Origin of the sequence: Pseudomonas sp. RIT-PI-AD (genome assembly GCF_025642785.1) — a bacterium.
Lineage (GTDB): Bacteria > Pseudomonadota > Gammaproteobacteria > Pseudomonadales > Pseudomonadaceae > Pseudomonas_T.
On record NZ_JANZKU010000051.1, the window covers coordinates 1 to 5,642 of the forward strand.

Annotated in this window: 2 tRNA genes and 3 rRNA genes; all 5 read left to right on the forward strand. The window is 52.5% G+C overall.

What is annotated here, in order from left to right:
- The first annotated feature begins 389 nt into the window (after positions 1-389).
- The 5 genes from OGL92_RS21825 to rrf all read left to right on the forward strand — a co-directional run bounded on the left by OGL92_RS21825 (position 390) and on the right by rrf (position 5,572).
- Positions 390-1,928 (forward strand): 16S ribosomal RNA (locus tag OGL92_RS21825).
- A gap of 94 nt (positions 1,929-2,022) precedes the next feature.
- Positions 2,023-2,099, forward strand: a tRNA-Ile gene (locus OGL92_RS21830).
- Positions 2,100-2,129: 30 nt separating this feature from the next.
- Positions 2,130-2,205, forward strand: a tRNA-Ala gene (locus OGL92_RS21835).
- Positions 2,206-2,436: 231 nt separating this feature from the next.
- Positions 2,437-5,327: ribosomal RNA gene (locus tag OGL92_RS21840) — 23S ribosomal RNA — on the forward strand.
- A 129-nt stretch (positions 5,328-5,456) separates the two neighbouring features.
- Positions 5,457-5,572: ribosomal RNA gene (gene rrf, locus OGL92_RS21845) — 5S ribosomal RNA — on the forward strand.
- Together the 16S, 23S and 5S rRNA genes with 2 tRNA genes alongside form the textbook arrangement of a ribosomal RNA operon.
- Positions 5,573-5,642 lie beyond the last annotated feature (70 nt).

The window sequence follows — 5,642 nt, forward strand, 5'->3', positions numbered from 1 at the left end:
GCGGTTGAGGGTTGATCGCGCCGAGTGCTTAGGTCTTCGGGCCGGGGTGCGGAGGAGGGGGTTGACAGTGTTTGAGGATGCTGTAAGATTCGCCTCCCGCTGCCGAGGGGTTTGAGCTTCGGAAGCGCAAGCGGTTGAGTAGAAAAGAGATTTTCGAAAAACAGCTTGACAGTAAGAAGGGCTGCTGTAGAATGCGCGGCCTTGGTTGAGGCGAAAGACTTGACCGATTGCTCTTTAACAACTGAATCAAGCAATTCGTGTGGGTGCTTGTGATGTAAGACTGATGGTCGAGTGATTATCAGCAACACAAGTAACTCTTCGTGAATTCAAAGAGTTTATTTGCGATTGCTGAGCCAAGTTTAGGGTTTTCTCAAAACCCAAGCAGTATTGAACTGAAGAGTTTGATCATGGCTCAGATTGAACGCTGGCGGCAGGCCTAACACATGCAAGTCGAGCGGCAGCACGGGAGCTTGCTCCTGGTGGCGAGCGGCGGACGGGTGAGTAATGCCTAGGAATCTGCCTGGTAGTGGGGGATAACGTTCGGAAACGGACGCTAATACCGCATACGTCCTACGGGAGAAAGTGGGGGATCTTCGGACCTCACGCTATCAGATGAGCCTAGGTCGGATTAGCTAGTTGGTGAGGTAATGGCTCACCAAGGCGACGATCCGTAACTGGTCTGAGAGGATGATCAGTCACACTGGAACTGAGACACGGTCCAGACTCCTACGGGAGGCAGCAGTGGGGAATATTGGACAATGGGCGAAAGCCTGATCCAGCCATGCCGCGTGTGTGAAGAAGGTCTTCGGATTGTAAAGCACTTTAAGTTGGGAGGAAGGGTTGTAGATTAATACTCTGCAATTTTGACGTTACCGACAGAATAAGCACCGGCTAACTTCGTGCCAGCAGCCGCGGTAATACGAAGGGTGCAAGCGTTAATCGGAATTACTGGGCGTAAAGCGCGCGTAGGTGGTTCAGCAAGTTGGATGTGAAATCCCCGGGCTCAACCTGGGAACTGCATCCAAAACTACTGAGCTAGAGTACGGTAGAGGGTGGTGGAATTTCCTGTGTAGCGGTGAAATGCGTAGATATAGGAAGGAACACCAGTGGCGAAGGCGACCACCTGGACTGATACTGACACTGAGGTGCGAAAGCGTGGGGAGCAAACAGGATTAGATACCCTGGTAGTCCACGCCGTAAACGATGTCGACTAGCCGTTGGGATCCTTGAGATCTTAGTGGCGCAGCTAACGCATTAAGTCGACCGCCTGGGGAGTACGGCCGCAAGGTTAAAACTCAAATGAATTGACGGGGGCCCGCACAAGCGGTGGAGCATGTGGTTTAATTCGAAGCAACGCGAAGAACCTTACCTGGCCTTGACATGCTGAGAACTTTCCAGAGATGGATTGGTGCCTTCGGGAGCTCAGACACAGGTGCTGCATGGCTGTCGTCAGCTCGTGTCGTGAGATGTTGGGTTAAGTCCCGTAACGAGCGCAACCCTTGTCCTTAGTTACCAGCACGTTATGGTGGGCACTCTAAGGAGACTGCCGGTGACAAACCGGAGGAAGGTGGGGATGACGTCAAGTCATCATGGCCCTTACGGCCAGGGCTACACACGTGCTACAATGGTCGGTACAGAGGGTTGCCAAGCCGCGAGGTGGAGCTAATCCCACAAAACCGATCGTAGTCCGGATCGCAGTCTGCAACTCGACTGCGTGAAGTCGGAATCGCTAGTAATCGCGAATCAGAATGTCGCGGTGAATACGTTCCCGGGCCTTGTACACACCGCCCGTCACACCATGGGAGTGGGTTGCTCCAGAAGTAGCTAGTCTAACCTTCGGGGGGACGGTTACCACGGAGTGATTCATGACTGGGGTGAAGTCGTAACAAGGTAGCCGTAGGGGAACCTGCGGCTGGATCACCTCCTTAATCGAAGACGATCAGCTTTATCATAAGCTCCCACACGAATTGCTTGATTCACTTGCGAAAAGCGATTGGGTGTAGACCCAAGAGTGAGACGATTGGGTCTGTAGCTCAGTTGGTTAGAGCGCACCCCTGATAAGGGTGAGGTCGGCAGTTCGAATCTGCCCAGACCCACCAATTGTCAAGGGGCGTGGCCGGTCAGACGATGGGGCCATAGCTCAGCTGGGAGAGCGCCTGCTTTGCACGCAGGAGGTCAGGAGTTCGATCCTCCTTGGCTCCACCATTAAACTCGAATCGCTTGAAAGCTCAGAATTGAGTGTTTGGTTTAGGCCGAGCATTGAATTCTGGTCTTTGCGCCAGAACTGTTCTTTAAAAATTTGGGTATGTGATAGAAGTAGACTGACTGATCGTTTTCACTGGCGATTAGTTTGGTCAAGGTAAAATTTGCGAGTTCAAGCGCGAATTTTCGGCGAATGTCGTCTTCATAGTATAACCAGATTGCTTGGGGTTATATGGTCAAGTGAAGAAGCGCATACGGTGGATGCCTTGGCAGTCAGAGGCGATGAAAGACGTGGTAGCCTGCGATAAGCTTCGGGGAGTCGGCAAACAGACTTTGATCCGGAGATCTCTGAATGGGGGAACCCACTCAGCATAAGCTGAGTATCTTGCACTGAATACATAGGTGTAAGAGGCGAACCAGGGGAACTGAAACATCTAAGTACCCTGAGGAACAGAAATCAACCGAGATTCCCTTAGTAGTGGCGAGCGAACGGGGATTAGCCCTTAAGCTTCTTTGATTTTAGCGGAACGCTCTGGAAAGTGCGGCCATAGTGGGTGATAGCCCTGTACGCGAAAGGATCTTAGAAGTGAAATCGAGTAGGACGGGGCACGAGAAACCTTGTCTGAATATGGGGGGACCATCCTCCAAGGCTAAATACTACTGACTGACCGATAGTGAACCAGTACCGTGAGGGAAAGGCGAAAAGAACCCCGGAGAGGGGAGTGAAATAGATCCTGAAACCGTATGCGTACAAGCAGTGGGAGCCTACTTTGTTGGGTGACTGCGTACCTTTTGTATAATGGGTCAGCGACTTATTTTCAGTGGCGAGCTTAACCGAATAGGGGAGGCGTAGCGAAAGCGAGTCTTAATAGGGCGTCTAGTCGCTGGGAATAGACCCGAAACCGGGCGATCTATCCATGGGCAGGTTGAAGGTTAGGTAACACTGACTGGAGGACCGAACCGACTACCGTTGAAAAGTTAGCGGATGACCTGTGGATCGGAGTGAAAGGCTAATCAAGCTCGGAGATAGCTGGTTCTCCTCGAAAGCTATTTAGGTAGCGCCTCATGTATCACTCTGGGGGGTAGAGCACTGTTTCGGCTAGGGGGTCATCCCGACTTACCAAACCGATGCAAACTCCGAATACCCAGAAGTGCCGAGCATGGGAGACACACGGCGGGTGCTAACGTCCGTCGTGAAAAGGGAAACAACCCAGACCGTCAGCTAAGGTCCCAAAATCCTGGTTAAGTGGGAAACGATGTGGGAAGGCTTAGACAGCTAGGAGGTTGGCTTAGAAGCAGCCACCCTTTAAAGAAAGCGTAATAGCTCACTAGTCGAGTCGGCCTGCGCGGAAGATGTAACGGGGCTCAAACCAGGTACCGAAGCTACGGGTATCACTTAGGTGATGCGGTAGAGGAGCGTTCTGTAAGCCTGTGAAGGTCAGTTGAGAAGCTGGCTGGAGGTATCAGAAGTGCGAATGCTGACATGAGTAACGACAATGGGTGTGAAAAACACCCACGCCGAAAGACCAAGGGTTCCTGCGCAACGTTAATCGACGCAGGGTTAGTCGGTCCCTAAGGCGAGGCTGAAGAGCGTAGTCGATGGGAAACAGGTTAATATTCCTGTACTTCTAGTTACTGCGATGGAGGGACGGAGAAGGCTAGGCCAGCTTGGCGTTGGTTGTCCAAGTTTAAGGTGGTAGATCGAATGCTTAGGCAAATCCGGGCGTTCAAGATCGAGAGCTGATGACGAGTGTCCTTTAGGACGCGAAGTGGTTGATGCCATGCTTCCAGGAAAAGCTTCTAAGCTTCAGGTAACTAGGAACCGTACCCCAAACCGACACAGGTGGTTGGGTAGAGAATACCAAGGCGCTTGAGAGAACTCGGGTGAAGGAACTAGGCAAAATGGCACCGTAACTTCGGGAGAAGGTGCGCCGGTGAGGGTGAAGGACTTGCTCCGTAAGCTCATGCCGGTCGAAGATACCAGGCCGCTGCGACTGTTTATTAAAAACACAGCACTCTGCAAACACGAAAGTGGACGTATAGGGTGTGACGCCTGCCCGGTGCCGGAAGGTTAATTGATGGGGTTAGCGCAAGCGAAGCTCTTGATCGAAGCCCCGGTAAACGGCGGCCGTAACTATAACGGTCCTAAGGTAGCGAAATTCCTTGTCGGGTAAGTTCCGACCTGCACGAATGGCGTAACGATGGCGGCGCTGTCTCCACCCGAGACTCAGTGAAATTGAAATCGCTGTGAAGATGCAGTGTATCCGCGGCTAGACGGAAAGACCCCGTGAACCTTTACTGTAGCTTTGCACTGGACTTTGAGCCTGCTTGTGTAGGATAGGTGGGAGGCTTTGAAGCGTGGACGCCAGTTCGCGTGGAGCCAACCTTGAAATACCACCCTGGCATGCTTGAGGTTCTAACTCTGGTCCGTTATCCGGATCGAGGACAGTGTATGGTGGGCAGTTTGACTGGGGCGGTCTCCTCCTAAAGAGTAACGGAGGAGTACGAAGGTGCGCTCAGAACGGTCGGAAATCGTTCGTAGAGTATAAAGGCAAAAGCGCGCTTGACTGCGAGACAGACACGTCGAGCAGGTACGAAAGTAGGTCTTAGTGATCCGGTGGTTCTGTATGGAAGGGCCATCGCTCAACGGATAAAAGGTACTCCGGGGATAACAGGCTGATACCGCCCAAGAGTTCATATCGACGGCGGTGTTTGGCACCTCGATGTCGGCTCATCACATCCTGGGGCTGAAGCCGGTCCCAAGGGTATGGCTGTTCGCCATTTAAAGTGGTACGCGAGCTGGGTTTAGAACGTCGTGAGACAGTTCGGTCCCTATCTGCCGTGGACGTTTGAGATTTGAGAGGGGCTGCTCCTAGTACGAGAGGACCGGAGTGGACGAACCTCTGGTGTTCCGGTTGTCACGCCAGTGGCATTGCCGGGTAGCTACGTTCGGAATAGATAACCGCTGAAAGCATCTAAGCGGGAAACTAGCCTCAAGATGAGATCTCACTGGAGCCTTGAGCTCCCTGAAGGGCCGTCGAAGACTACGACGTTGATAGGTGGGGTGTGTAAGCGCTGTGAGGCGTTGAGCTAACCCATACTAATTGCCCGTGAGGCTTGACCATATAACACCCAAACAATTTGTGTGTTACAGGCTAAGTCGACACAAACCGAAAATTTGCAAGAACTCGCACCACCGCTATCACATACCCAATTAGGGGACGCGACTGAACGTCGATTCCCCAACCCGATTGCTTGACGACCATAGAGAGTTGGAACCACCTGATCCCTTCCCGAACTCAGTAGTGAAACGACTCATCGCCGATGGTAGTGTGGGGTTTCCCCATGTGAGAGTAGGTCATCGTCAAGCTCCTATCCCCAAACCCCCTGTACGCTTCGCGTACAGGGGGTTTGGCTTTGGGCGGATGAAAAACCAAACG